This window comes from Vibrio zhugei (assembly GCF_003716875.1).
Lineage (GTDB): Bacteria > Pseudomonadota > Gammaproteobacteria > Enterobacterales > Vibrionaceae > Vibrio > Vibrio zhugei.
In genome coordinates this window covers 244295-269338 of the sequence record NZ_CP033077.1, presented here as the reverse complement: position 1 = coordinate 269338, position 25044 = coordinate 244295, and the positions used below count along the sequence as shown (strand labels likewise).

General features: G+C 46.3%; 26 protein-coding genes. 19 read left to right on the top strand and 7 right to left on the bottom strand.

Annotation, left to right across the window (positions count from 1 at the left end; genetic code table 11):
- Positions 1–92 precede the first annotated feature (92 nt).
- Together EAE30_RS01330 and EAE30_RS01325 are read right to left on the bottom strand one after the other, a co-directional pair.
- Entirely contained in the window at positions 93–551 is a 459-nt protein-coding gene (locus EAE30_RS01330; protein ID WP_123014313.1) for a M16 family metallopeptidase, read from the bottom strand.
- Positions 544–1491 (bottom strand): IS30 family transposase, encoded by a 948-nt coding sequence (locus EAE30_RS01325; RefSeq protein WP_123014312.1) that lies wholly within the window; start codon positions 1489–1491, stop codon positions 544–546. Before EAE30_RS01325 ends, EAE30_RS01330 begins: the two co-directional genes overlap by 8 nt.
- A 569-nt stretch (positions 1492–2060) precedes the next feature.
- Between EAE30_RS01325 and EAE30_RS01320 the strand changes: the two genes are divergently transcribed.
- From EAE30_RS01320 to EAE30_RS01280, 11 genes are all read left to right on the top strand, one after another.
- A complete protein-coding gene (locus EAE30_RS01320; protein WP_123014311.1) occupies positions 2061–2531 on the top strand; it encodes a GNAT family N-acetyltransferase in 471 nt (156 codons plus the stop codon).
- Between the two features lie 87 nt (positions 2532–2618).
- On the top strand, positions 2619–3002 hold the full coding sequence (gene gloA2 / locus EAE30_RS01315) for an SMU1112c/YaeR family gloxylase I-like metalloprotein (protein WP_123014972.1): 384 nt from the start codon (positions 2619–2621) through the stop codon (positions 3000–3002).
- 63 nt (positions 3003–3065) lie between these two features.
- Positions 3066–3665 (top strand): pentapeptide repeat-containing protein, encoded by a 600-nt coding sequence (locus EAE30_RS01310; protein WP_123014310.1) that lies wholly within the window; start codon positions 3066–3068, stop codon positions 3663–3665.
- A 30-nt stretch (positions 3666–3695) separates the two neighbouring features.
- Positions 3696–4253, top strand: a complete 558-nt coding sequence (locus EAE30_RS01305) for a GNAT family N-acetyltransferase (RefSeq protein ID WP_123014309.1) — start codon at positions 3696–3698, stop codon at positions 4251–4253.
- Between the two features lie 166 nt (positions 4254–4419).
- The gene (locus EAE30_RS01300; protein WP_199287032.1) at positions 4420–5421 is read left to right on the top strand and encodes an ABC transporter substrate-binding protein; all 1002 of its coding nucleotides are present in this window, start codon (positions 4420–4422) and stop codon (positions 5419–5421) included.
- 59 nt (positions 5422–5480) lie between these two features.
- On the top strand, positions 5481–6437 hold the full coding sequence (locus EAE30_RS01295; protein ID WP_199287031.1) for a FecCD family ABC transporter permease: 957 nt from the start codon (positions 5481–5483) through the stop codon (positions 6435–6437).
- Positions 6430–6864, top strand: coding sequence for an iron chelate uptake ABC transporter family permease subunit (locus EAE30_RS18805; protein ID WP_199287030.1), 435 nt, complete (start codon positions 6430–6432; stop codon positions 6862–6864). The genes EAE30_RS01295 and EAE30_RS18805 overlap by 8 nt, the downstream gene beginning before the upstream one ends.
- Positions 6810–7457 (top strand): FecCD family ABC transporter permease, encoded by a 648-nt coding sequence (locus EAE30_RS18800; protein WP_199287029.1) that lies wholly within the window; start codon positions 6810–6812, stop codon positions 7455–7457. Before EAE30_RS18805 ends, EAE30_RS18800 begins: the two co-directional genes overlap by 55 nt.
- Before the next feature lie 168 nt (positions 7458–7625).
- Positions 7626–8399, top strand: a complete 774-nt coding sequence (locus EAE30_RS01285) for an ABC transporter ATP-binding protein (protein WP_390258959.1) — start codon at positions 7626–7628, stop codon at positions 8397–8399.
- Positions 8389–8538: a hypothetical protein gene (locus EAE30_RS18710; protein WP_164711762.1), complete on the top strand. Its 150-nt coding sequence runs from the start codon at positions 8389–8391 to the stop codon at positions 8536–8538. The genes EAE30_RS01285 and EAE30_RS18710 overlap by 11 nt, the downstream gene beginning before the upstream one ends.
- Complete coding sequence (locus EAE30_RS01280; RefSeq protein WP_123014307.1) at positions 8539–9258, top strand: IucA/IucC family C-terminal-domain containing protein; 720 nt, start codon at positions 8539–8541, stop codon at positions 9256–9258. It begins immediately after the preceding gene.
- A gap of 75 nt (positions 9259–9333) precedes the next feature.
- Here EAE30_RS01280 and EAE30_RS01275 read toward each other — a convergent pair whose 3' ends face one another.
- Positions 9334–11433, bottom strand: a complete 2100-nt coding sequence (locus EAE30_RS01275; protein ID WP_123014306.1) for a TonB-dependent receptor — start codon at positions 11431–11433, stop codon at positions 9334–9336.
- A gap of 344 nt (positions 11434–11777) precedes the next feature.
- On the opposite strand from EAE30_RS01275, the gene EAE30_RS01270 reads away from it, so the two are divergent.
- The 3 genes from EAE30_RS01270 (at position 11778) to EAE30_RS01260 (ending at position 15200) form a co-directional block, all read left to right on the top strand.
- Positions 11778–12530, top strand: a complete 753-nt coding sequence (locus EAE30_RS01270; protein ID WP_123014305.1) for an SDR family oxidoreductase — start codon at positions 11778–11780, stop codon at positions 12528–12530.
- 248 nt (positions 12531–12778) lie between these two features.
- Positions 12779–14443 (top strand): alpha,alpha-trehalase TreA, encoded by a 1665-nt coding sequence (gene treA / locus EAE30_RS01265; RefSeq protein ID WP_123014304.1) that lies wholly within the window; start codon positions 12779–12781, stop codon positions 14441–14443.
- A gap of 166 nt (positions 14444–14609) precedes the next feature.
- On the top strand, positions 14610–15200 hold the full coding sequence (locus EAE30_RS01260) for a hypothetical protein (RefSeq protein ID WP_123014303.1): 591 nt from the start codon (positions 14610–14612) through the stop codon (positions 15198–15200).
- A gap of 40 nt (positions 15201–15240) precedes the next feature.
- On the opposite strand, the gene EAE30_RS01255 is transcribed toward EAE30_RS01260, so the two are convergent.
- The 3 genes from EAE30_RS01255 to EAE30_RS01245 all read right to left on the bottom strand — a co-directional run bounded on the left by EAE30_RS01255 (position 15241) and on the right by EAE30_RS01245 (position 18659).
- Positions 15241–16029 carry a lipase family protein gene (locus tag EAE30_RS01255; protein ID WP_123014969.1) on the bottom strand — a complete coding sequence of 263 codons (789 nt, stop codon included), beginning with the start codon at positions 16027–16029 and terminating at the stop codon, positions 15241–15243.
- A gap of 173 nt (positions 16030–16202) precedes the next feature.
- A complete protein-coding gene (locus EAE30_RS01250) occupies positions 16203–16838 on the bottom strand; it encodes a hypothetical protein (protein WP_123014302.1) in 636 nt (211 codons plus the stop codon).
- A 177-nt stretch (positions 16839–17015) separates the two neighbouring features.
- Positions 17016–18659, bottom strand: coding sequence for a DUF2813 domain-containing protein (locus EAE30_RS01245; protein ID WP_123014301.1), 1644 nt, complete (start codon positions 18657–18659; stop codon positions 17016–17018).
- Positions 18660–18911: 252 nt separating this feature from the next.
- On the opposite strand from EAE30_RS01245, the gene EAE30_RS01240 reads away from it, so the two are divergent.
- A complete protein-coding gene (locus EAE30_RS01240; protein ID WP_123014300.1) occupies positions 18912–20630 on the top strand; it encodes a bifunctional metallophosphatase/5'-nucleotidase in 1719 nt (572 codons plus the stop codon).
- Between the two features lie 489 nt (positions 20631–21119).
- The gene (locus EAE30_RS01235) at positions 21120–21329 is read left to right on the top strand and encodes a hypothetical protein (RefSeq protein ID WP_241967559.1); all 210 of its coding nucleotides are present in this window, start codon (positions 21120–21122) and stop codon (positions 21327–21329) included.
- Between the two features lie 79 nt (positions 21330–21408).
- Here the strand turns inward: EAE30_RS01235 and EAE30_RS01230 are convergent, their stop codons facing one another.
- Positions 21409–21975 carry a PhnA domain-containing protein gene (locus EAE30_RS01230; protein WP_123014967.1) on the bottom strand — a complete coding sequence of 189 codons (567 nt, stop codon included), beginning with the start codon at positions 21973–21975 and terminating at the stop codon, positions 21409–21411.
- Between the two features lie 248 nt (positions 21976–22223).
- On the opposite strand from EAE30_RS01230, the gene EAE30_RS01225 reads away from it, so the two are divergent.
- The 3 genes from EAE30_RS01225 to EAE30_RS01215 all read left to right on the top strand — a co-directional run bounded on the left by EAE30_RS01225 (position 22224) and on the right by EAE30_RS01215 (position 24670).
- Positions 22224–22655, top strand: coding sequence for a hotdog fold thioesterase (locus EAE30_RS01225; RefSeq protein ID WP_123014299.1), 432 nt, complete (start codon positions 22224–22226; stop codon positions 22653–22655).
- 5 nt (positions 22656–22660) lie between these two features.
- Complete coding sequence (locus EAE30_RS01220) at positions 22661–22894, top strand: DUF3389 family protein (RefSeq protein WP_123014298.1); 234 nt, start codon at positions 22661–22663, stop codon at positions 22892–22894.
- A gap of 81 nt (positions 22895–22975) precedes the next feature.
- Positions 22976–24670 carry an SgrR family transcriptional regulator gene (locus EAE30_RS01215; RefSeq protein WP_123014297.1) on the top strand — a complete coding sequence of 565 codons (1695 nt, stop codon included), beginning with the start codon at positions 22976–22978 and terminating at the stop codon, positions 24668–24670.
- Positions 24671–25044 lie beyond the last annotated feature (374 nt).

The window sequence follows — 25044 nt, the reverse complement described above, 5'->3', positions numbered from 1 at the left end:
GTATCAACACAACTGGATTGAAAAATACACTGCACAATCACACCGTATAAAAAAGCCAGCGTATTATCGCTGGCTTTTCATGGCGTTTATTTTTACTGGCTTTCTCCAAAACCAATGTCTTGAATATTCACCTGAGTAACATGACCGTATTTTTTCGCGATGGGCGCAATTTTTTCTGCATTGCCCACTAATACAAATTGCAAATTATGTTTGGGAAAATATTGTTGAATAATTCGCTGAGTATCTTTCATCGTCAATCCATCAACACGGGATTGGAATTGATTGATGTCATCATCATTTAACCCATAGATAGATTCTTTAATTAAAAAGTCAGCTAACTCTGCATTGGTTTCATAGTCTCTTGGAAATTGGCCTTTTACGTACGCTTTGGCGGATGCCAGTGTTGTAGCATCCACCCCCTGTTCCCACAGACGTTGATAGGTTTTCATCGCAAGCGCAATGGCTTTTTCGGTAGAAGACGTTTTGGTAAACGATGATATCGTGAACCCCGAATTCAACTGCGAAGTGCGACATTCTCCAATATCAAGCAACCAAAGCCATTTCCTCAAATATAATGGCTGCCTGCTTGAAGCCTAAGCACTTTCTTGGACGATAGTTTATCCGAGATAAAGCGAACTCTATATCTATGTCAGTCACCGTCGTTAAGTCAGTTCCTTTCTTCACATATTGCCTTAAAAGACCGTTCGCATTCTCATTAGCACCACGCTCCCAAGAGCTATAAGGATGAGCAAAGTAGACATCAGCCTCTAATTCTTTTGCGATGGTTTCATGACCTGCAAACTCTCGTCCGTTATCTGCCGTAATGGTATGGACATGGTTCTTATAAGGCATGAGTAGCTCTATGGTGGCTTTGGTAACATCATTCGCTGACTTAGATGGCACTTTCTTTACTACGTAAAATCGTGTCTTACGCTCTAAAATAGTCACCATCGCACCTGTACCATGCTTACCTAGCACGGTGTCGATTTCCCAGTCACCAAACCGCTCCTTACCGTCAACGATGCTTGGTCTGTCATCAATCGAAACGGCATTCTTTATCGCTGGCGCTTTCTCTTTTTTACCGCGGCGATAACGCTTGTGTCCTTGCCTCAAGTGGCGATATAACTTACCGCCCATGCGTTTATCTTGTGCGACAAAGCGATAGACCCACTCGTGACTGACAGCGGCCCCAACTTTCGTTAATACATTGGAAATCTGCTCTGGACTCCAATCTGTTTCTAAAAGAAGACGGATAAAATCCACACGCTCCTTTGGTATGCGGTATTTACGCGCTGTTCTGCGCTTTTTAATCGACAACAGCTGGGCTTTATTTGGGCAATAAATGTTGCCTTTACGACCTCGCTTAAGCTCCCGATATACTGTCGAGCGGTGGCACTGAACGGTTTTAGCTATTTCAGAAACCGAAATTCCCCGTTCCAAAAGAGCAGAAATCTGGTATCTTCTGCCCTCGGTCAACTGCTGATAATTCATGGTAGTACTGCTTGTTTCTTTGGCGAGAAGAGCGTACCACTTTCAGCAGTTGGCTTCTTCTTCTACGCTTTCCATGAATGTCGCACTTATTATCTGAAATCGGGAATATTCCTAATGATGCCTCTTGGTCTATTCCATATAATTACACACTATATAGTACGCAAGGTTTAGGGCAATATCTTAAATCGACCGCGGGTGCGGGTAGACTCGCATTGTAATATGCAGTTTATCTTGAAAAGGGCACTTTAGGTGTCCTTTTTTATTGATTGAGAGTGAGCGCATGATATGCGCCGCTTTGACTGGCGAGGCGATGGTCATCACATCGTGTACGGTGCCAAGATGTCGTTGTTTGGTCTTTGCGGTATGATAACGGTTTGATTAATCCGGTTAACGCGTGTGTATGTTGATCTGCGAATACGGTCTTTCTCCTTAATACACACGGAACTCAATCGTGCTCACCTCGGTGTGATGAGTCAATGATTATCCTTGTGGATTGGTGAGAAGAGCATAGTAAAAATCCGGTCTTTTAGGTGGCACAATCATGTCGCAACGGCGCATAAGGAAGTAAGATGATCGTCATAGAAAAAATAACGCCCGCTACAATTGATGCGGTCAAGCAAGTTTGCGTAACGGATGAGCAGGTAGCATTTGCTTCGACGGCAGACGCGTTTCTCTCAGATACCAGTGACTCCTCCCACCTACATCTGATCAAATATGACGAGAGGGTCGTGGGGTTCTTTAAAATAGACACGGCCTACTCACACCAATATGAGTTTTGTCCTGCCGATGCCATTGGATTACGCTCTTTTGTCATAGATAGATCGCAACAAGGCAAAGGCATTGGAAAGCAGGCTGTTCGCGCATTATTTGCTTATTTACCTCACCACTATGTACGGTTTAATTGGATTTATCTGACGGTAAATGCTCGTAATCTAGGGGCGAAGGCGTGCTATGAAAAGGGCGGATTTGCAGAGACGGGTAAGCAATATCTCGGTGGATCTGCTGGACCTCAGTTCATTATGCGTGGCCGGATTGGTTGAGCAGGCCGTTATTATGGCTCGTGTTGCTCCTCTTTTCAGTGGTGCTTTTTTATTCATCTTTTTATTCGTATCTGAGGAAACGTTGTGATTCTCGACAGTATTCATCATGTGGCTATTATTTGTTCTAACTATGCGCGCTCGAAAGCGTTTTACACACAAGTGCTTGGACTGACGATTATTGCGGAAACCTATCGTGAGCATCGTGACTCGTATAAATTAGATTTAGCCTTACCCGATGGCAGTCAAATTGAATTATTTTCTTTTCCAAATCCTCCTAAGCGCGTAAATAATCCAGAGGCACAAGGCTTACGTCATTTGGCTTTTCGTGTCGATTCTGTCCAGACGATGGCGGAGCAATTGCAAGCCCAGGGGATCAATGTAGAGCCTATTAGGGTGGATGAACTGACGGGGAAAACGTTTACTTTTTTCAATGATCCCGACGGGTTACCGTTAGAGTTATATGAAAAGTAATCGCTATGATGGCATGAAGGCGACCAGGCAAGTCTGAATGGCTCATTGATTCGGAGGGCAAGTATGCCACAGATAAATAATCACGCAGAATACTATGACTCACAGTTTGAAAAGCTGAATTTGACTGAGAGTGCATTCAATGACGTTATGTTCGAAGATTGCGCATTCATAGAGTGCGATTTTTCGCAGGCCGCGTTTACCCATTGCAAATTCACTCATTGTACCTTTGAGCGATGTAATTTGAGCTTGCTTGATGTCTCAGCGACCAAACTGTTTGAATTGGATTTTATCGACTGTAAATTGCTTGGAATTGACTGGGTTAAAGCCATATGGGCATTTTACCATCGCGATTTTAATCTCAGTTTCGTGCGTTGCGTACTTAACGACTCCTCTTTTTTTGGCCTTACTCTACATGAGTTGGTATTGGATGCGTGTACCGTTCACAACGTCGATTTTCGTGAAGGCGACTATACGGACTCAGCGATGACCGACTGCGATTTTCGCCATAGTTTATTCATGCATACGAACCTGCAAAGTGTGGATTTTACTGATTCATTCAACTATGTCATTGATGTGTTAGAGAACAATGTAAAAAAAGCGACATTTTCGCGGCTCGAAGCTATGAGCTTGCTTGAGGGGTTAGGGATTGTTTTAGTGGATTAATACGTCACTACAACGAGATAAGAGGTAATCATGGAAACCGAACGTTTACTATTACGTCAGTGGACCGATCACGATAAGCGACCTTATGTTCGCTTGACCTCGGATTTGCAAGTGATGCGCTATTTTCCAGCGCCACTGAGTCGCGCGCAAAGCGATGAACAAGCTGAGCATATACAAACACTGATCGCTAAAAATGGCTGGGGTTTCTGGGCGGTGGAACTGAAGTCTACCGGAGAATTTATTGGTTTTGTCGGACTGCATTATCAAGATCAAGACAGTGGCTTGCCTCATGCGCCCATGTTTGAAATTGGATGGCGGCTGGACGCACGACATTGGAGACAGGGCTACGCCACGGAAGCGGCGCAACGCGCTTTATGGTTCGCGTTCGAAGAATTAAAAGCTGATAAGGTCTATGCGTTCACCGCTATACAAAATGTACCCTCTCAAGCTGTGATGAAGAAACTTGGAATGATCAATACTCATCACGACTTTGATCATCCTAAGCTCGCGCAAGATCATACTCTGGCGCGTCATTGCTTATACCATCTTTCTCGTGAGCGTTGGCAAGCTATCAACAAGAGAGGATGATGGAAGTATTTTTGGACATGCTTTATTGGCCATGTTTGGCCTTATAAAAGATTAGCGGCCTGCATCGTTGGGGGATTATTAAGCCGTGCGCTTAAAAACAATTGCGTATGAGAGTGATTCTCAATATCATAAGTAAATCTTCATTACTCAGTGGTAAGGTTTACCCATGCGCGTCGGTTATGGTTTTTGGTCTTGTTTACAGTTAGTTATCTCGGCTCGCGCCGTATCGCTGACAAAGACACGCAGTTGTATGGTCATGGCACTGTGCAGTGGCCTGATGAGTTTTTCGGCGTTTGCCGATACGGCGCCGATAGCACCAGAGCACGACTCTGACCGTGTTGCCCATCATCAACCCATGCGGGTGGTTACGTTATTCCAAGGCGCGACCGATTCGGCGGTTGCTCTGGGGATTCAACCTGTTGGCGTGGTCGATTCGTGGAGTGATGCGAAGACTTATCCTTATCTACGTTCTGCACTCAAAGGAGTGGAGCACGTGGGACTGGAAACCCAACCGAACCTCGAAGCGATTGCGGCGTTACATCCTGACCTCATCATTGGCACAACAGTGCGTCATGAAAAAATTCACTCTCAGTTATCTCACATTGCTAAGACAGTCTATACCGATAACGTGTACGACTTTCAGCAAACCTTAACACGTATTGCACACGCGACGGGGCGAGAGGGGAAAGCTCAGCAACTGTTGCGACATTGGCGAGCACGTGTGGCTAACGTTCGTCACGCTTTACAACGTCGCCAACCGCATTGGCCTATCCGCGCTTCTATCATTGATGTGCGACCTGACCATTTACGTTTGTATCTTGATAAAAGCTTTCCTGGCTCGATACTAAGTGCCATTGGTTTTACTTTTCCGACAATCTCAAATGCCGCTGGGTGGGGAGTGAAATTAAAATCAAAAGAATCCTTACCCGCCGTCAACGCGGATGTCTTCTTTGTCATCTTACATGCTGACACGCCAGCCGTTCAGCAAAACTACCAGCAATGGCGTCATCATCCGCTATGGAAAATGCTTTCGGCTCCGAAGCATGGGCAAGTCTCTCGTGTCAATCGCATCGATTGGTTATTTTCCGGGGGGATTTTAGGGGCGAATCGTCTGTTAGATGAACTCAGTCGCTTTTACCATTTGCCCCCTACCACCACACAGAGGTGATGATGCAAGCCCTCAATTCGCGCCGTTCTCGCTTGCTGCTGCTAGGTGTCATCTCCTGTGTGTTCCTATCCATCACGTGTTTTGCAAGCTTGGCCGCCGGTCAGTATTCGATTCCTATCAGCCATGTATGGGGAGCGCTGTGGTCTAATGATTCTCACTCGATCGAACATGTGATCGTGACCACCACGCGATTATCACGCACGGTGGTTGCATGCGCGGTTGGGGCAGGATTAGCGGTGGCTGGCGTTCTTATGCAGTCGTTGACGAGAAACCCGCTGGCATCACCAGCGATATTTGGCGTGAATGGTGGCGCCGTCTTTTTCATTGTATTGGTCACGCAATTTTTTGGCTTGGGAAATCTTAATGACGCTATCTGGATTGCATTTGCAGGGGCGGCATTCGCCGGGGCATTGGTGTATGGCATCGGAATGTTGGGACAGGATGGACTCTCACCGGTGCGAGTAGTATTAGCGGGGGCCGCTATCTCTGCGCTATTCATGTCGTTTACCCAAGGCATGCTGGTCCTTGGGCAAGAGGGCATCGATAGTGTTTTGTTCTGGGTCGCGGGCTCGGTTTCTGGGCGCGAGTTAAGCGTGGTATTGCCAGTGTTGCCCTATATTGGTGTGTCGATAGGCGTGGCATTATTACTATCACCTCACCTCAATATTTTGCTATCCGGCGATGCTATCGCAACAGGATTAGGACAAAACACCGCCTTACTCAAGGTCGCCGTCAGTCTTTTGGTGATTCTATTAGCTGGGGCGAGTGTGGCCATCGCAGGAAGTATCGGCTTTATAGGGTTGATTGTTCCGCATATGGTCAGACAGGTGGTTGGTCATCGGCATCAATGGTTATTAGCGTTTAGCGCGTTATGGGGGGCAAGTTTATTGTTGGTTGCGGATATTGCGAGTCGTTTGCTGTTGGCTCCACAAGAAATTCCGATTGGTGCCATGACGGCGATATTCGGGGCGCCGTTGTTTGTCTATCTCGCGCGCAAAGGTAACGCTCATGACTAAACGATGGTACGTACGCTTACCGGGCTGCTCGTTTTCAGTCACACCCAGTCTTGTTGTTAGGATGACGATGATCGTTTCGCTAACCTTGATCGTTATGGCGCTCAGTTTGTCGCTCGGCTCGCAACATCTGGGGTTACATCGCATTGTCTCATCGTTATTGAACGAGCAATCGAGCGATTCTTTTACCCTTAACACGCTGCGCTTACCTCGCATGTTGCTTGCGGCTTTAGTCGGAGCGGCATTAGGGGGCTCAGGTTTAGTGTTGCAGTCGATGATCCGTAACCCATTGGCTTCACCCGATATTATCGGTATTACCAGCGGGGCGTCCGCTGCTGCGGTTGGATTTCTTGCTTTTTTCAGTCGCTACTCAGTGTGGTTTGGTTGCCCGTCTTCGCCATTATCGGCGCATTTGTTACAAGCCTTGTGATCTCTCTTCTTGCTTGGAAAAACGGTGTGACACCAATGCGTTTAGTGTTGGTGGGGATTGGCGTCTCGGCTGCAATGGGAGCGGTGGTAACCCTGCTCATCGCCTTGAGTTCAGAATCCACGAGTATGACGGCCTATATTTGGTTAACCGGAAGCGTGTACGGAGCCGATTGGCATGATGTCACTCAGCTTTTCCCATGGGTGGCGGGCAGTTTAGGTGTCTCTCTGTATTTCTCTCGGCGAATGAACGCATTGGAATTAGGCGATCACACCGCGGTAGGGTTAGGCGTGTCGCTTCAGTTCACCCGCATGAGCCTGCTGTTCTTGAGTGTCTTAATGGCTGCGCCAGCGATAGCTTATGCGGGCGCGATCAGTTTTGTGGGGTTGATTGCCCCCCATATTGCTCGGCGCTTGGTTGATAGGCACTTTGCAGTATTACTACCGACAACGGCATTGATTGGTGCGTGTTTGGTGATGTTGGCGGATGTATGTGGGCGAACACTATTTCAACCATTGGATATCCCAGCCGGGGTATTTGTCTCAGCAATCGGCGCCCCTTTTTTTATTTTCTTACTCTATCGACAGCGGTTTTGATAGGAGTGACACAATGGAGCAAATAGCATGAGCTTTCAGACAACGTGTCAGCGGACAATGGGTGGGTCTCCTTCGCAGAGCAATCCAGAGCGTCGCTCTGAGCCGGAAAGGACATCGGATGCGCCACTAGTGACAGAAAAAGTGTCTCTCGGCTATGGAAAAACGACCATTATTGATGAGTTAGATCTGTCTATTTTGGCCAATCATATCACCGTGTTAGTGGGAGGGAATGGCTGTGGCAAATCCACATTATTGAAATCGTTGGCGCGTTTATTAGCCCCTCAGGCAGGACGTATCCTACTTTATAATGACGATCTTAATCGACAGTCAAGTAAAGACGTTGCACGGCGTATGGCTATTTTACCGCAAGGCCCAGTCGCACCAGAAGGATTATCGGTTGAGCAGTTAGTCAAGCAAGGGCGTTATCCTCATCAACATTGGCTACAGAATTGGCGTCCTGAAGATGAACGTTTGGTGGAAAAAGCGTTGCGAGATACCAACCTGTTAGCGTTGGCTGACCGGCCTGTGGAATCGTTGTCAGGTGGGCAACGGCAGCGTGCTTGGATTGCGATGGCGCTTGCTCAAGATACCGATATTTTATTACTCGATGAACCGACCACATATCTGGATCTGACTCATCAGATTGAAATTTTAGACCTGCTTTTTGAATTGAATCAAACGCAGCACACCACCATTGTGATGGTACTTCATGACCTCAATTTGGCGTGTCGCTATGCGCAGCAGATGATCGCTATCAAAGAGGGCAAGGTATTTTGCCAAGGTAAGCCAGAAGACATTCTTAATTTCGAGATGGTGGAAACGGTGTTTGGCATGCAATGTCACATTGGTGAAGATCCACTCTTTGGAACGCCCATGTGCATTCCTTATGGCAAAGGACGTCACATTCGTCGTGAAACGGAGGATTGGCGCCATGACCTTTGATAACCGGATCACTGTGAGCGATGAATACTCCCGCTTGCATAGGGATGTCGACCAAGGCACACATGCCTTAGGTAAGCGAGAATGGCAGCGCCTTAGTGAGTTTGGTTTAGCGGACTGCCATGGGCTCTCACCTTTCTGAATGGCCACCGAGCAACTGCTCGATGATACGCGGTGCTTAGAGGTGTTAGCCACCATTCAGGCCGAGCTTGGCGCGCCAGATTTAAAGGTGACGGCGTCTTTAGTCATTAAGCGGATAGGATTTCTTACCCTCGCTCCCATGCTGAGTGCCATGTCTTGGTATGATAAAGGCTTGGATATGACAATAAACAATTGCATCTTCGAATACCCACTTGAGCAGCAGCAATGGCAATCGCGGATGCCGCTTAAAAATTGTCGGGTGAACTCCCCCGGTTGCCAGCGTACGACATGGCGTGAAGCGCTTTTGACCGCTGCATTTGACCAGAATTTATCTTTGCTGGTGAAACAGTTTCATCGCTTAACGCGTGTACCTCAAGCGGTGCTCTGGGAAAATATCGCCATTCGGGTGTTTAGTATTTACGAGCGGCGCATTTTACCTGCGCTCACCGAGCCCACTCAACGAGCGGTCGCCGAAGCCGATTTTGCCTACTTATTACAGGCGGATACCACGCGGGTGTTTGGTCTGGATAAAAACCCGTTGACGCGCTATTTCTATGAATTATCTCAGCACAATGAGCACACCGTGCCAGTGAGGGTTCGGCGCACCTGTTGCTACTATTATAAGGTGACAGACCCAGCGAAATATTGCAGTACGTGTCCGCTAGTGGGTAAAAAGCCCAGTGCTCGAGGTGGATGTGGCTCCGGAAATAAAGGGAGATAATAACCTCGGACTGATGTACGAAAAAGCCATCTGAATCGGTATTCAAATGGCTTTTTTAGGTCTAAAGGAAGTCAGTTAGAAGGTCAGTCCATACCCCAAAGTGATCGTCCGGCCTCGACCTTTGAAATAAAAGTCATCATTTTTATACGCGCTTTGCGAATAGTAGGTAAAGTAGTCTTCGTTCAATAGGTTAGCGATGGAAAGCTTCAGTTGTCCCACTGGCAGTTGATACTGCATGGAGGCATCCACGAGCGTATAGCCATCAAAATCGAGTTCCTTATCATCAAATGAGCGATCAAAATTATGGTTTGCTTGCAGCAAGGTCGAGAAGGTATCGCTCCATTGCGCTGTCCATGCGATACGTAGGCGGTTGGGTGGAATATCCGCCCCAGTCAGTTTGGTATCTACTTTACCATCGCCATCCGTATCCGATTGCCCTTCTATGTATGAATAGCTGGTCTCTAACTGATGCTCAGCATTCAATTGATAGGTGAGGGAGGTTTCTACGCCTTTGATTTCTTTCCGCTCTCGTTTAACCGTATACAGCCCATTATTTTCGACTATCCGACTGCCTAACTTGGATTTGGATTCGTAGTAGCTGATTTCAAAATGCACCTGATCGTAATGAAAGCGCACACCCCCCTCATAGTTATCAGTAATAATGGGAGAGAGGTCAATCAAGTCGTTGACAGTTTGTCCGCTTTGGCTAACACCGCGCAGCACTCGACCGACGTCGGGCATACCAAACCCTTGTGAATAGTTCCCGAAAACATTCACGCTTGGCGTTAGCTTAAATACGGCTCCTGCATTGAAGACGGTTTCATGAAATGTTGGTGAGCCTCCTTCAACCGCCGTGTGATTGCGCGCTGCAACGGTTCGGTAATCCGGAATGTCTAATTTTGCGTGTTCATAGCGTGCACCAGACTGTAAAGTGAGGCGCTCAAACGGTTTGTATTCCAGTTGTACAAAAGGGGCGTAATTGTAATAGGTGGTTTCCGGGACATAAGTACGGCCTGTCAAGGTCAGCGTTTGACTGGTGGTATCTTTGAGAAGATCGAGTCCTCCGGTGACTTTTAATGGCTGTGCAAATACCTCGGATTTTGACAGAGTCAATTTTGCGCCGATTTTATCGGATTCATTTTGTGATTGATCATAGATGGTTTGCGACGTGTTGGTATCTTGGAAGCTTGATGAGGTGGTGGCGCCGTAGCGACCACGAAAACGTTGATAAAATGTTTGAGCTTTTAAGTCCATACCGGCTAAGTCGGTGTCGGTATACAGCAGATTATACGTGTCTACTTTATTAAAGGGGGCGCGGCCCGGTGGACGCTGTTTGATGGCTGAGGTGGCGATCCCATTACGACGGTCACCAGCGACGCCCATATAATTCATGTCACCTTTAATTTGGTAACGGTTAACTTCAAACTGTAAGTTTTGACTGGCACTCAGCCAATAGCCTAATTTTAAGAAAGCGTCATAGCTTTTGGAGTCCATGAGATCACCGCGCACCGTAGCGGCGCCGACATTGTCGCCCTCACTGTCTTTATACAGACCTTGAACATCGTCGGTTAAACCGAATAAATAGTCCCAGTTATCCTTGGACCCTTTGGCATTATAACTGGCTCGGTATGTCAGTGTGTCGCTCGTCGCATCAGTGGTTGGTGTGGTCAGTTGCAGATTCACATGCTGTTTTAACGGTTCACTCGTGTCGTTGGTTTTAGTAATGAAGTTAATGATGGCTCCCGTTGCGCCCATTCCATGAATGGCACTGGCCCCATGGAGTACTTCAATTCGTTCCACCATAGACAGGTCAATGGTATGCGCTGATCGGCTTCCTTCACGCAGAGGATTGGACTGTGGCACACCATCAATCATATAAAGAACGGCCCGCCCACGAAATGTTTGACTGCTGTTGTTTAATTTTTGGGTATTGGGTGAGTAGGCGGGGAGGAGATTGGATAACACTTGTGAACTATCCGCACTGATCGCGAGTTGTTGTTGAATTTGTTTTTGAGTGATAACGCTGATGACTTGTGAGGAATCTTGCCGAGTCGTGTTCATACGACTGGATTCGACCACATAGGTGTCTACCGCGTCATCCTCTGCGAATGCATAGACAGGGGATAGAGTCAGGATGGTGAGTGGGATAATCAGTTTACATTTGGGTTGTTGCATAGTGATAACCTTGGTCTGTCATTAATAAGGTCTCTATAGTAATGAAAATAGTTATCATTTTCATTACTATTTTATAAGAAAAGCCTATTATGATGACGGAGTTAAATGTTGATACGCTCACCGGTGACACATGGAGACATTTTTCCACAAAATGAACGGGGTACATTCACATCTTGAACGTGCGAATCACAGCAACGCTTGCTATTTCACCACTGACATGATTGTCTAATTAAGAATAACAATAAGGTACTTTCAGCAAATAAAGTCCATATAGGGATGCTCTCTCACCATGATGGTGAGTGGGACAGCCGTGATGCAGTTTCACATAGGTGTAAAGGATGACAATGACTCATAATCAGATTGTGCTGGTAACGGGCGGGGGACGTGGTATTGGCGTGGCTGCCGCGAGACTGTTTGCCTTACACGGATATTCCGTGTGCATTAATTACAAATCAAACGAAGTGGCGGCGACTCAAGTGGCTGACGATATTCGTTCGCAAGGCGGCCATTGTATTACAGTTCAAGCAGATGTTTCTCAAGAAAAAGAGGTATCACGTTTATTTTCGGCCGTGGATAACGAGCTTGGTAATATTACCGTATTGGTGAATAATGCGGGAATTCTTCTCCCACAATCGCGGTTAGAAGATATGACCGCCGAGCGGATCAATACCTTATTGACGACCAATGTCACCAGCTATTTTTTATGTTGCAAAGAAGCGATTAAGCGGATGTCTCAACGTTATGGTGGACTCGGCGGCACGATTGTCAATGTCTCTTCTGGGGCCGCGCGTACCGGTTCGCCTCACGAATACATTGATTATGCGGCAACCAAAGGCGCGATTGATACGTTAACCAAAGGCTTATCGCTTGAAGTGGCGGCCGAGGGGATTCGTGTCAATTGTGTTCGTCCTGGATTAATTCATACCGAGATGCATGCTGATGGTGGAGAGCCTGATCGAATTGCTCGGCTGCAAACTAAGATCCCCTTGCAACGCGGGGGGACGCCTGAAGAGGTTGCAGAAGCGATCTATTGGCTCGCCAGCGAAAAATCGTCTTTTTCTACCGGTAATTATTTGGATCTCTCTGGTGGTCTATAGTGTTAAGCGAGCATAGTCTTCCCCTCAATGCCATACCTATCGAGGGGCAGCGTTGTCGTTGATGTCTGCGTTGATGATGAGTGAGCGTGATCATCATCTTATTGATAAAAAACGTCGTTTAGCGGTTCGCTGAACGACGTGGAGTGAACAGAATGTCATTTCTGTGCGACTTGTCATATAAAAAAGTCATCTAGCACTTTAGGGTTATTCAATAGGTTTATTATTGATGATGGTCAAGGAGTGTGCGGATGGTGACATTGAATGATTCTTCTAACGTAATTTGGCACGGTTGGCGCCAAGTCGCCAGTGTTGCGACATTGGCTTTACTGCTGGTTTGCCAAAGCGCCATGGCTCGACAACAGATGCCTCAATCTCCGGATATCCTGTTTGGTCCTTTATTCGACGCGGTGCAACGCGCCCAACTGTTTAGCGATCAAAAAACGTTTGCCGATGCGGTGGCCAAACGTTCCCCACAATTGATTATTCGCGATTGGAAAAAGCAAAAAACCAAGCAAGGGTTTGATTTAAAAACCTTCGTGTTAGCGAATTTCACTTTACCCGAAACTCATTCTGCCTATGTTCCGCCCAAGGATCAGAACTTACGTGAACATATCGATGGCTTATGGAGTGAGTTGACGCGCAGTGCGCAAAAAGCGGGGCAATATGACTCATTGTTACCGATTCCCAAACCTTATGTTGTTCCCGGCGGGCGTTTTTGCGAAGTGTATTATTGGGACAGCTATTTTACTATGCTCGGATTGGCTGAAAGTGGCCACTGGTCGTTGATTAAAAATATGCTGGATAACTTTGCTTGGGAGTTGGATCAATATGGGCTCATCCCAAATGGCAATCGCAGTTATTACTTAAGCCGTTCGCAACCTCCTTTTTTCAGTTTAATGGTCTCTTTGTATGCAAAGCATCAAGGCGATCAAGTGTATGTGGACTATTTGGGACAATTGCAAACAGAGTACGATTATTGGATGGCGGGCGCTCAGCAATTAGCAAAAGGCCAAGCGAACAAGCGCGTAGTGAAACTTGCTGATGGTACGTTACTCAACCGATATTGGGATGCGCGTGATGTTCCGCGGCCGGAATCGTGGTTAGCTGATATTAAAACAGCCTCGCAAGTGCCAGCTAAAGATAAGCCAGCACTGTATCGAGAGCTGCGGTCAGGCGCTGCATCGGGCTGGGATTATAGTTCTCGATGGTTTCGCGATCCTCAGGATCTGAGTACGATCGAGGTGACTCATATTATCCCGGTCGATCTCAATAGCTTGCTATATCACTTGGAGCAAGTATTGGCCAAAGGGTATCAGTTAAAAGGCGATAAGCAATTAGCTGTGCATTATCGCCAGCTTGCGAAGACGCGAGCGAAAGCGATCAATACGTACTTGTATAATCGCAAACAAGGTTGGTATAGCGATTATGATTGGACGACAGGTCAGGTGCGCCAGCAACTGACCGCAGCCACTTTGTTCCCGTTATTTTTTAATCTTGCAACCAATAATCATGCGAATGCAACCGCGAAAGCGGTGTCATCACAGTTGGTGCATCCTGGCGGGTTAGCCACGACAACAGTGGAAACAGGTCAGCAGTGGGATGCACCGAATGGTTGGGCGCCACTGCAATGGATTGCCGTGGTGGGGTTAACCAACTACGATCATCCCGAATTGGCAAAACGCATCGCCATGGGATTTTTGAAAAACGTGCAAGCGACCTATGACAGTGAACATAAGCTGGTGGAAAAATACGTTGTTGAGGGCCGAAAACTTGGCGGCGGCGGCGGTGGCGAATACCCACTGCAAGATGGCTTTGGTTGGACCAATGGCGTCACGCTGATGTTACTTGACAAATATTGTCCAGCAAAACAAACCTGTGACAGTGTCCATGATGTGCCGCAAGCGGTAGAATGAGTATGGGCATCGCGTGTTCTCAGAAAGAGACATAGTTATCACCGCGACACTAGCCGAAAAGCTGGTGTTGCGGTGAAACGCTGAATCTCATTGATCGCGGCAGTGGATTGTCATTTTAGAATGAATCGTATTGAATGTTTTTTAAATTCTATGAATAGGTGAATACATGGATGTGTTCCTTCAACTGTGGGGAGGTCTGTTTTACCTCGTCAATAAAATTCTCTTTGCTATTGCTGAAGTACAGCGCTCGTCTCAACGCCAACGCCGTTTAAAAATCGTCGGCTGGAGTATTTATATTTTGGGTGTACCGCCATGGGTGATGATCTTGGTCGGACATGATAATTGGATCGCCGCTTCCATTGAGACAGGTGGTATTCCGGCGATGGCATTTGGGCTGTATGTGTTGATCAAGCAAGATGTCGTTCACTCTTTCTACGATAGGCTGACTTCGCTGATAACCTATTGCTTTATCATTTTGGGGGTCGGGTACAGTTTTTATGAATATGGCGGCATTACGTCAATTAACCAGTGGTTAGAGCTGGGGGTCATGGTTGGATTTTTATTAGGTGGTTATCTATTAGCTAAAGCTCGGATTGGCGGCTGGCTGTGTTTTGCTGTCATGAATCTCTCAATGGGCACGTTAATGTTGATCCAAGGAAAACCCATTCTCGCCATTCAACAAACCGCGTCTTTATGTTTTGTTTTGTTTGGGCTTGTCAGTATGTACCGAAACCAAAAAGTGCAGGCTGTAGCGTAACAGCGGCTCGAAGTACCATCGTCGGTGGGCGATAGATTGTCTAACGTTTATCGAAGAAATCTTTATTTCGAATATAGCGGCTCATCAAATGATAAGAGAAAGGGCGTAATAGCCAAGACAACAATGTCCGCCCTAAGCGAAAAACTGGCGGTGTATTGTGGTAAATCTTGCCATTATGGAGCCAGAGTAAGCGGCCTACATGCCAATAATACACAGGGATTGGCGGCAGAAAGGTGACAATGTCGAGATCGCAGCATATCCGGTATGTTTTATGATGTAAGCGATATAATCGGTGTAGGCGCCAGCCACCAATGGCCGGCTGACCAAAAGTAACGACGCGTTTAATGGTTTTTGGGTAACGGGTTTCTATCATATCCGCCAAGACACACCCCATGGCTCCGCCTGACGAATGTCCGGTGACCGTAATGCGTTTTCCTTCTTGAATCCGTGGGAGTAGGTAGTGCATCACTTGTTGGTAGACGGACATTTCTTCCGGATAAGACCGACCATTAGGACGGCTGGGCTGAGTCATTAAGTGGTGAAACCCCGCATGAATTGGATAAGGAAGGGGTAACGAAGGGCGACGAATCTTATGCATTGCTAAGCTCCATAGCCAGTCTGTGATTGAGTGAGAACCTTTAAAAATCACGATCACTTCTTCGTCTCGTTTGCTCCACAATATGCGCACCATGATTTTGCCATGCTGATTGTAGACAATTTGTTGACCTTTAGGATCAAAACCATACTGGGTATGCCTAAATATGCGTGGATAAGCGAGTTGGCATAGCACTGCATAGCGTTCATATTGATAGCGTTTTAGGCGTTTCAAAGCGACCACCGATGAGATAAATACCATCAGCAGTGTGGCAAATTTGTATGACGTTGCGATGACATCGGCCGGGCGTACCCCGCATGGTAGCCAGCGCGAGGTCCTTGAACGACTAGGGGATAAGTGGGATCAGATAAGAGCCGCTTGTTGGATTACAAGGGCATCACCATCGTCTAATCCCATTGCAGTACCGCATAAAGTTGAACGTATTTACGCACCAACTGTTGATTTCGCGAGCGCTTGAGTGGGTGACCATATTTTACATAGCAGGGCCGAATATCAAACATGCTATCCAAGGTTTGAGTCATTTGCGACTGGCTTTCGTATAAGGTAATGCCTTGCGTTTTATAGTCGTCGAGTTCGTCCGGTAATTGCCCAGTCCACCAATGTAACAGCTCACGGCTATTGTGGCTGCGACTGATCCAATGATCGGTTAAAACGAGTAGCAAGTCATTCGGTTGTAAGCCGTACCCGTATTCTTCTTTCCATACTGCGATTTCACGCATGAGCTTATTACGGCACGCTGAACTGGCGCTTGCCATATGATGGGTGATGAGCCAAACGGTCCCAATATCGCTACTGACACGATAATGGTGAGGATGATCGTGGCGATTTGCCGATTCTATAGCATCGAAATGACAGCTGTGTCCAAACTCGACAAGCGTGCGTGCTAGACGGCGCGCATAGGCCATTCCTAAATGATGATTACTCATGCCTTGATTGTGTATCGAGGGGTAATGCTTTTCACAGAGCTTTAGACAATCAACCTGAAATTCATTGATACTTTGCGTAACGATATCCAACAACAACGCAGATTACTCCTTGTAAACCCGTTAGCGACGATAAGCTTTAGAGACAATGGGGCGTGGCGAACCCGCTACGAGATGATGTAAAGACTATAAGCATAGCTGGTCATCGGTGCAATTCTAAAGTAGAAATAAGTGGAGGTTATCACGGATATCATTCACTTAGCTCTCACTCCTTACTCATAAATGGGCGCGTGCCATTAACACAACTCGTGACAGCGTCACCTTTATCAAGGTCGGAATAAAATGCTCTCCCTGCTGATGAGTATGACTGACAATCGCCAGTGCTAAATCAGGTTTTGCAAATTTTTTCAGTACCTTAGTCACAACTTTAGGCGGTGAAATCGTATGGTTTGTTGGGATTCTAACGAGATCGCGAAAAAATGACTCGAAGCCATTCATATAGAGGAAGTGTTCAATGTCACGTTCGGACAGTTCGGTTAAACGATGAGCTGGGGTTTCATGATGGAGCATTGACCGTACCGAGTGCGCGTATTTTTTTCCAGCTCCGTCGCCATCGGTAATCACATGCCATTCAATGCCAAATGCCTGTGCGACGTTTATCATTGAGCGTAAGCCTGATTGAGCAAACTCTACGATTTGAATGCCTTCTGCTGGCAAATTGTATTGCAGTTGTCTTGCAAACTCGCTAAACAGCCATACTTCCGTTTCTCCTTCGACTAATAACCAGCAGCGAGCAAACAATGCACCAGGCCGGTGGAAGCGTAAATGAAAGCCGATACGACGCAGTTCGTCGGACGAGAGCCCTTTGGTTGGCATGGTGCGAGCGACAGTACGTTCTTGCTGGCGTACCAACCGGCGAATCGACGCCAATGGCACGGCAGAGATTAAATCGGAACTGTTTGTGGTAAGAATTTTTTGCATCGGCAGACGGTTCAGCAGGCTCCAAGCACGAGCGAGGTGCGTTGGGTGTAATCTGCCTTCCGGATCATCAATGATCACAATTGGTCGGGCGCAGCGCCGCAATGGATGAGGCCCCTTGGCTTGCAGGTAGGTATTCATTAATCGTAAAAATAATAAATGGGTGTGGGGATTTTTGGTCTCTTTGACGATCTCGCTAAGCGATTGTCCTTGCGCTTCTGGTAAGCGGAAAACGGCACCTCTTGCCGAAGCGGAACGAAATGAGCTCGATGACTTAAAAGAGAAGTAATGTTCAACTAAGGCACTCATCGCTTGCATACTGGCGCGGATTTCCCCTTTATTGACATGACCCGGTGTGGCCATTAGCCGCCGACAGGTATTTTCCAAGCGTTTTTCAAATCGTGTGTTTCCAGAGAGTTCGGCTTGTTGCTGTTTTATCTCTTTTGGGAGACGGCGGGCATCAGTCAAGCGCAGTACCGGATGTAACCCCATCAGTTCTTGAGCAAATACCTCACTTTTGGTTAGAACCTTGATTCGTCCTTGGTTATCAAGAAAGTCGTAGCGAGTGGTAATCGAGCCATTGGGTTGTTGGGTGGCTGACAAACGATAGTAAATTCGATGTTGATCATCTGGACCACGACACCATAAAGGTTTGATCCGTCGATAGCGTCCTGCTTGTCGTTCTTTTTCATCGATGGAGGCAAAACATAAAACGATCTGGCAGTGGCGCGCAAGAGGTTGCGATTCAGCAACATCAACATGAAAGTCTTTGCGAGTGAGTTGATATAATTCGCGGCTGGGCGGTAGCATGATGGTGAGCGCATCAAGCAGGGAAGATTTCCCCCAGGTATTTTCCCCAATCAGAGTGGTCAGTTCATCAAAGGTTAAGGACAAACGTCGAATACCGCGGAAATTGGAGACTTCAATACGTTCTAAATGCATAAGCGCTACTCTCTATTGATAGGAATACGAGCACAAGTTTGCTGTATGTTGTCAGGCTAAGTGTAGGAAAAAACCGTCATTTCTGACACTGAGCACATCACAAACCCCAGTTTCTTATTCCTAAGGGGCATGGTGGTGTATTCGCAACGCTATAAAGTCGCGGTAATTTTGGTTATCCTATGACTCTCTAATACGGTGGCTTACTGAGTATTGACACATCACGCCGTTCAGAAAAAGGAGTCTTCTTCATCTATGAGCAAACAACGTCACGTTACTTCTATCACATTGGCCCACATTAATGACACACACTCGTACTTTGAACCGACTCCTTTACAGTTTACGTTGCCTACCCCTCAAGGTCGGTTACAGCCATACGTGAGTGCTGGTGGCTTTGCACGCATCGCCACACGCATCGCACAATTACGTGAGCAGGCGAGTCAACAGCATCGCGATTTCATTTTTCTCCACGCCGGAGATAGCTTTCAAGGCACGTTATATTTTTCTCTATTTAAAGGTAAAGCCAATGCGGAGCTTTTAAACGCCTTACAGATAGACGCCATGACGTTAGGCAATCATGAGCTCGATATGGGCAATGAGCCAGTAGCGGAGTTTGCTCAGGCGATTGATTTTCCATTATTGGCGGGTAACTGGGATTTATCGAGAGAAAACCGGTCGAAACCCGTACGTTTAGGGTCTAATGACAACGTTTACAGTTACGATCCGCATACACAGTGTGCGCGTTGGATTTTAAAAGGCGATGCTGCTAACCCAGTCGCAATTTTTGGGGTGTCGCTGGACAAAATGACGGACATTGCCAACCCAGACCAAGATACGCCATTTGTGAACGCCATTGAGGTGGTACGCAATACCATCGCAGCCATCCATGCCAGTGGCGTGCGGTCAATTATCGTGCTGAGTCATTTGGGCTATCATCAGGATCTGCAACTCGCCGAAGCCGTTGAAGGGATCGGTGTCATTGTGGGGGGACATAGCCATACCTTACAAGGTGACTTTAGTGAGTTGGGCTTTGAGAAAATGGATGAGTATGGTCGGCGCGTTGGTGATACCTATGTCGTCCAATCCGGCTGTCATGCCTTGGCGTTGGGGCATTGCCACATCGATTTTGATGAGCACGGGCACGTGGTTGGCTTCAATGGGAAAAACGAGCTTTTGATCGGACGTCGTCTGTTTATGGACGCAAGTTTAGACACGGAATTTGATGGTCAGCAGTATGCTATTTCGCGTCAGCGGGTCGATGAGCATCCGTATGTGGTGACGTGTGCCAAGCATCCTACGATTCAATCCATTTTATATGAACATTATTTACCCGAAGTCCGTCAACGTCAAAAGCAAATCGTGACCCAACTGGAACGGCCACTGCGTCATATTCGTATCCCTGATGAGCAAGGTGCCAGTGAGCTAGCTCCGCTAGTGGTTCAAGGGTTTTATGAAAGTATGCGTGAAGAGGGACATCCGGTAGAGTTTGCTCTCCATAATGCGGGAGGAATTCGCGCATCGGCCTCGGCAGGACCGTTAACCGTTGCCGATATCGTAGGCAACATATTGCCTTTTGTGATTCCTCTTGCCATTTATAAAGTAACCGGTCAAATATTGGCGGAGGTGTTGGAAGGGGCGATGAATAATGCTCTGAGCAATGGCGTTGTTGGGACTGGTACGGGTAGCTACCCGTATTTGCATCGTTGTCGATTTGAATATCATGGTGATGCACCATTGGGTCAGCGCATTCAAGGCCTTGAAATTTATCGAGATGTTGCATGGCAATGCGTGCATCCCGAGCAGGTGTACTGTGGCGTTTCTTCCAGTTATACAGTGAAAGGGAAAGAGGGCTACGATGCCTTTTTACGCATGACTCAGCCAGTGGTGTACAGCCCACAATCGATGTCAGACGCATTTTTAAAGTTCATGAGTCGGGCCGACACCACCTTAGGCAACAGAAAAACTCGAGCTTAATCTTAATTAGATATTAAATATCAAATGGTTACCTTAATTTTATTCATTGTGGCGTAGTTTTTGCTATTTCTCTAGACACTCGATCGTTAGGCCAAAGAATGCTATGCGATACGTCTCGTTTGGGGGAAGGCAATATGTGGACAAAAGACTGGTTTGATACATTAGTGATTGTGATTTGGGTGAGTGTCTGGGGTGTGATTGCGTATAGTGTTCCTTTTTCATTGTGAAGAAATGAACACTGACTCACTGCGTAGGTAGAAATGAGCCACCAATACATTGGTTAATCACGTCATTTTGTATTTTTATAAACGCTGAGCGATGATAACGATGAATAGTCATTCCCATTTTTCGTGATATTTAGCCGCGTGACAGGAATAATTATTCATCATTTTTATGGCTACATTCGCATAAAAAAAACTAATCCATTTTAATAAGAATTGTCAGTGTTACTTTGCTGTTATTTTGTATATCTTTGCCGCCATGAAGTGAATGACCTTAAAACAGGGGGCGATGATGTCACAAACAATGTCAATGAATACATTAGAGCATGCGTCTACGGATAACAAAACCTATTCGGTTAACTTCAAAGGATTGATTAAGCATTTGTTCGATATTGTAGTATCGAAAAAAGAAAGTACATCTTTTTACAATACTGCAGAGCTGTCTGACTACTTACGTCGAGATATTGGTTTACAGTAATGTGTTGAGCAAGTGTGAATAAAAAGCTGACAGTCATGTCAGCTTTTTTTTATCCATCGATAGCGGTCATTAGACCGGATTATTTCTTACGACAGAACTCAGCAATGATGTACATAGATTGGCCGTTGGCTTTGCCTGATACCAATTTAGGATCGTCAGAGACACTAATGCCACGTACCACGGTTCCTTGTTTAATAACTTGTGATGAACCTTTGATAGGTAAATCTTTAATGATCGTGACGTCATCGCCTTTTTTCAGCTCAACGCCGTTCACATCACGGGGTTTTTCAGCATCGTCATCCATGCCAATTTCTGCCCACTTTTGGGTCTCTTCTTCCATATACATCATGTCTAAGAGATCTTGCGCCCAGCCATTCTCTGATGATAACTGTTTAAGCTGACGCCAAGCGAGAACTTGAACCGCCGGTTCTTGACTCCACATGCTGTCGTTCAAACAACGCCAGTGATTCATATCCACAGTCTCTGGGTTTTCAATTTGTGAGCGACATGTTTCACAAAGCATCACCGCATGGTCTACGGTTACGTTTGTGTGTGGTGATACCACGTAAGGAGAAAGAGGAGCATCGGAATTACATAATTCACAATGAGCGTTGCAGCGTGCAAGTAAAGTAGCTTCAGTTGACATGATATCACCATTTATAAAATCATTAAGGCGCGTATTATCCATTTTATACACAAGATTTAAAGGGGTATTCGAGATATTAGGTAAATTAATCACGCTTTGAGCAGAATTTATCTCATAAAGGCCTAATTAGTGGCTTTAGTTACAACATAACTCCAATTAGCAATGCTAAAGTCATTCGAAAGCATGGCCTTTTCTATAAGTATTTGTTGTAATTGCAGAATAAAAATTAAGAAAAATGAGGTTAGGGTATGAAAATTTGGAAGAAGCCGATAAGTCTCGATATTTTGAATGCGACATCGGCCAATACGTTGATTGAGCATTTAAATATCGTTTATACCGAGATTGGTGATGACCGACTGTCTGCAACGATGCCAGTGTGTTCTTTCACTCATCAGCCGATGGGATTGCTCCATGGCGGGGCATCGGTCGTATTAGCGGAAACCTTGGGATCGGTGGCGGGTTTTTTCAGCGTTGATGAGAATAGCTATTGTGTCGGTATTGATATTAACGCCAACCATATGCGTGGCATGAGAAGTGGCACGGTGACGGGGACCGCGGTTGCCTTGCATCGTGGTGGAATGACTCAAGTTTGGCAAATCGATATCTGTGATGAACAAGGGCGTTTAGTGTGTGCCAGCCGTCTGACGTTAGCGGTCAAACGACATAAGAAAGAGGCGTAACCACAATGCGTGTTGAATTTTCTCAAGGCACGATCATTGTGACGCCTCATGAAATCGTGGTTCGTCTCACTCAGATGCCCGAGACCGTGTTACAAGCACAACAAGAGGCCGTAACGTTATTTGGCCAAACGGCAAATGTCATTATGGCGAATGTGGGTGGGGTAAAGTGGTCTTTAAAACTGGATACATTAGAACAGCTTACCCTGATAAGTGAGCAGTTAGGCTGTGAAATTCGCTAAATCTTGGGTGGGTGACTTGCATCTACTCGCAAAAATGAGGAAACTAAACTTTCTATAATTAGGTAATGAGTTTCCTCCCTTATGAGCAGTCCCCGATTACGTGTACAGTTTGAAACGCTCTTTGAACATTTTCATGGCGAAGATGCGGACACTCAACTCGATGATGTGACAAATATCTTGTGTTGCACACGTCGTAATGCGCGTATCGTTCTCAACAAACTGGAGGAAGAAGGCTGGATTGAGTGGCACCCGGCAGCGGGTCGTGGCAAGTTGTCCCAATTATTGTTTAAGCGCTCACGTGCGGATGTGAGTGAAAACCTCGCTCGGCGTTATCTGGATGAAGGCAAAGTTAGCCAAGCATTAAGTGTACTCGATCAAGATGCGAGTAAACTGACTCAGGTCATCCAAAGCTATTTGGGCGTTCAGCACTCTCACGGACTGCCTGTTATTCGCTTGCCATATTATCGGCCATTATCGATGCTCAACCCATTGAAATCGATGCGGCGCTCTGAACGTCATATCGTTAGGCAGGTCTTTAATGGGTTGACGCGGCTTGATGATGATGAAAACGTACAGCCCGATCTCGCCCACCATTGGGAGGCGATCACACCCGAGCATTGGCGTTTTTACCTGCGCCCAGGGGTACGCTTTCACAACGGTACATTGTTGACCACAGATATTGTGCAAGACAGTTTACGTCACCTGCGTTCATTTCATCTCTTTGCTCATATTGAGCGAATCAGCTCGCCTTCTGAGTGGGTGGTCGATATACAATTAGCACACGCAGACCATTATTTACCACTGTGGCTCTCAGAAACCTGTGCGAATATTGTTCTTCCTGAAGAACAACGGCAAGACGATTTTGATATCTACCCTGTTGGAACCGGTCCATATAAAGTCGTCATGAATGATGATAAGCGACTGATTTTACAAGCTTATGACGGATACTTCGGTTATCGGCCATTGCTTGATCGTGTTGAGGTCTGGGTTATCAGTGAAGTGCATTCATCGTTGGTGTTTCCGTCCATTGATATTCCAAGCCAGTTAGGACAGCGCATGTATTCTAAAGAGGACGTAGATCTAGACCCAGGATGCATGTATTTATTGTTAAATCGCCACAATGGGCTCGCTAAAAGTGATGATTGGGCGCAATATTTCTCTCATCGTTTGCGGGCATTGAACGTAATGCGCTTAATGCCAGAGTCCAGCATTATCGATATGGGATTGGTGCCTGCACATGGTCTTAAACCTGGATGGCATCACCAATTGCCCGCTAACGCGGAATGTGTTCTTCCTAGTAAAGCGCGTGTAAAAATCGCCTATCAAGCCAATCACCCTATGTTCCCGACCTTGGCGAACGTATTAAAATCGATTTTGGCTACCGACGGTGTGACTGTCGAGTTTGTGAAATACGAAACAGAATCCGAGTTGCTACTCGATGTGGATATTTGGTTACAGAGTACCGGTATCGCCAATCGTCGTGACGAGGCGCTTGCGGCATGGCTATTGGACGACTCTCACATACAGCAACTGAGTTCGCCAAAAGTGTTTGCTAAGTGGGTAGGGCAGATTGATGCTTGGCGTTGTGACCCGCAGCGTGAATTCCCTGGGCGAGAGTTAGGACAATCGCTCCTGAGTCATTATCAAATTGTGCCGATGTTCCATTGCTGGCTCGGTGTTTCTAAGGACCAATGTGGCGCTTTACAAAATGCGAAAAGCAATGCATTGGGGTGGTTTGATTTTAGTCGAGTATGGGTAAAACCTGAACGTAGCTAATTCAACGCTTAACGATAAATTGCTGTAAAAAACAGCAGGTTTTGCTATCATTGATTCAGCTATCAACGACTACTGAATAGGGGCTGGTTATGTCTTTGGGACTGATTGTATTTTTTATTGTTACCGGCGTTGTGATGATTTCTAAAGAAATCAAAAACAAGCGTTAAGATAAAACGGGAATTGAGCGTCAACTCACTGTTGTTCACAACCTTCTTTAGCGCTCACTCTGAGATAAAGCAAACCTCGATGGTTTGCTTTTTTATTGGTTTAATTATCTAATGCACTATAACTAAATCACATGGTGCAGATAAAACACTTAACCACCGCATATTACTGATTTTGATTCATATACACAGGTCACTATTTTTTGCTGC

Excerpts from the sequence above, each read along its gene's own strand:
- EAE30_RS01280 (WP_123014307.1), top strand. The coding sequence starts at position 8,539 with ATGGCCACCGAGCAACTGCTCGATGATACGCGGTGCTTAGAGGTGTTA.
- EAE30_RS01310 (WP_123014310.1), top strand. The coding sequence starts at position 3,066 with ATGCCACAGATAAATAATCACGCAGAATACTATGACTCACAGTTTGAA.
- EAE30_RS01220 (WP_123014298.1), top strand. The coding sequence starts at position 22,661 with ATGCGTGTTGAATTTTCTCAAGGCACGATCATTGTGACGCCTCATGAA.
- EAE30_RS01215 (WP_123014297.1), top strand. The coding sequence starts at position 22,976 with ATGAGCAGTCCCCGATTACGTGTACAGTTTGAAACGCTCTTTGAACAT.
- EAE30_RS01275 (WP_123014306.1), bottom strand. The coding sequence starts at position 11,433 with ATGCAACAACCCAAATGTAAACTGATTATCCCACTCACCATCCTGACT.
- EAE30_RS01300 (WP_199287032.1), top strand. The coding sequence starts at position 4,420 with ATGCGCGTCGGTTATGGTTTTTGGTCTTGTTTACAGTTAGTTATCTCG.
- EAE30_RS01230 (WP_123014967.1), bottom strand. The coding sequence starts at position 21,975 with ATGTCAACTGAAGCTACTTTACTTGCACGCTGCAACGCTCATTGTGAA.
- treA (WP_123014304.1), top strand. The coding sequence starts at position 12,779 with ATGGTGACATTGAATGATTCTTCTAACGTAATTTGGCACGGTTGGCGC.
- EAE30_RS01245 (WP_123014301.1), bottom strand. The coding sequence starts at position 18,659 with ATGCATTTAGAACGTATTGAAGTCTCCAATTTCCGCGGTATTCGACGT.
- EAE30_RS01320 (WP_123014311.1), top strand. The coding sequence starts at position 2,061 with ATGATCGTCATAGAAAAAATAACGCCCGCTACAATTGATGCGGTCAAG.
- EAE30_RS01325 (WP_123014312.1), bottom strand. The coding sequence starts at position 1,491 with ATGAATTATCAGCAGTTGACCGAGGGCAGAAGATACCAGATTTCTGCT.
- EAE30_RS18710 (WP_164711762.1), top strand. The coding sequence starts at position 8,389 with ATGACCTTTGATAACCGGATCACTGTGAGCGATGAATACTCCCGCTTG.
- EAE30_RS01225 (WP_123014299.1), top strand. The coding sequence starts at position 22,224 with ATGAAAATTTGGAAGAAGCCGATAAGTCTCGATATTTTGAATGCGACA.
- EAE30_RS01240 (WP_123014300.1), top strand. The coding sequence starts at position 18,912 with ATGAGCAAACAACGTCACGTTACTTCTATCACATTGGCCCACATTAAT.
- EAE30_RS18805 (WP_199287030.1), top strand. The coding sequence starts at position 6,430 with ATGACTAAACGATGGTACGTACGCTTACCGGGCTGCTCGTTTTCAGTC.
- EAE30_RS01260 (WP_123014303.1), top strand. The coding sequence starts at position 14,610 with ATGGATGTGTTCCTTCAACTGTGGGGAGGTCTGTTTTACCTCGTCAAT.
- EAE30_RS01235 (WP_241967559.1), top strand. The coding sequence starts at position 21,120 with ATGACCTTAAAACAGGGGGCGATGATGTCACAAACAATGTCAATGAAT.
- EAE30_RS01270 (WP_123014305.1), top strand. The coding sequence starts at position 11,778 with ATGACTCATAATCAGATTGTGCTGGTAACGGGCGGGGGACGTGGTATT.
- EAE30_RS01305 (WP_123014309.1), top strand. The coding sequence starts at position 3,696 with ATGGAAACCGAACGTTTACTATTACGTCAGTGGACCGATCACGATAAG.